The organism is Actimicrobium sp. CCI2.3 (genome assembly GCF_035019065.1).
In the GTDB taxonomy this organism is placed as follows: Bacteria; Pseudomonadota; Gammaproteobacteria; order Burkholderiales; family Burkholderiaceae_D; genus Actimicrobium.
Genome location: NZ_JASJWR010000082.1, coordinates 1 through 1,006, shown reverse-complemented (window position 1 = coordinate 1,006; position 1,006 = coordinate 1). Strand labels below are relative to the sequence as shown.

The following is a 1,006-nucleotide window of genomic DNA, read 5'->3' as shown; positions in this document are numbered from 1 at the left end:
CCTGAATTTTGCATAAAAAAGGGCAAGAATGCCGTAAGTGATTGATAAAATGTGAGTTATCGAGAAACACACTCATCAACACAAACGCCACCTTGCCCGACATGAATTCTACTTCAGAGCAGCTCCGTTTTGCATCTATTCCAGGACATACCGTTCGCGCCGACTTTGCCGGCGGTGGTTTGTCATCTGACCTTGGCCCGCTGCTGCTACGCGGTGTTGATCGCCAGATCGGACTGACCGAGCGCCTCACGGCAGCCCTGGGCGATCGTCGTCACCAAAGTTACATCAGCCATTCTTATCGGGACTTACTGACGCAGCGAATCTTTCAAATCGGCTGCGGCTACGAGGACGGCAACGACTCCAATAGCTTGCGCCATGATCCCATGTTCAAGCTCGGTGCCGCCCGTTTGCCGTTCGAAGACGCCACCGCGCTGGCTTCTGCGGCAACGATGTCGCGCTTTGAACATGCGGCCAGCAGCAAGGACATTTACCGCATCAGTGAGGCCTTGGTCGAGCAATTTATCGCTGGGTTTGCCAGCCCGCCGAGGAACCTGATTCTCGACCTGGACCATTCCGAGGACGCTGTGTATGGCCAGCAGCCACTGGCGTTTTACAACCACCATTACCGCTCTACCTGCTACCTGCCGCTCATGATCTTCGACGGTCAATCGGGTGCGTTGGTGGCGGCCATACTGCGTCCCGGCAAACGGCCGCATGGTGCCGAGAATGCGATGATCATGCGCCGCGTGCTGACCCTGATTCGCCGTCGCTTTCCCGATACCCACATTCTGGTGCGTGGCGACGGACACTTCAGCGGCCCCGAATTGATGGGCCTCATCGATGCGATGTCGAACGTCGACTTTGTCTTCGGTTTCTCCAGTAACCCCAAACTGCTTAAGCTGGCCGAGTCAACCCGGTTGAGCGCCTGCGATCTGTGGGCTGCAGTGCAGACGCATGACGTGGTGCCGGAGGCGGTGCGCCTGTTCGACGAATTTGACTACCGTGC

Annotated in this window: 1 protein-coding gene; it reads left to right on the top strand. The window is 57.1% G+C overall.

All coding sequences use genetic code 11. The features are described 5' to 3' along the window. Positions 1–74 precede the first annotated feature (74 nt). On the top strand, positions 75–1,006 hold a 932-nt coding region (locus tag QN370_RS20525; RefSeq protein WP_416347714.1), incomplete at its 3' end, for an IS1380 family transposase.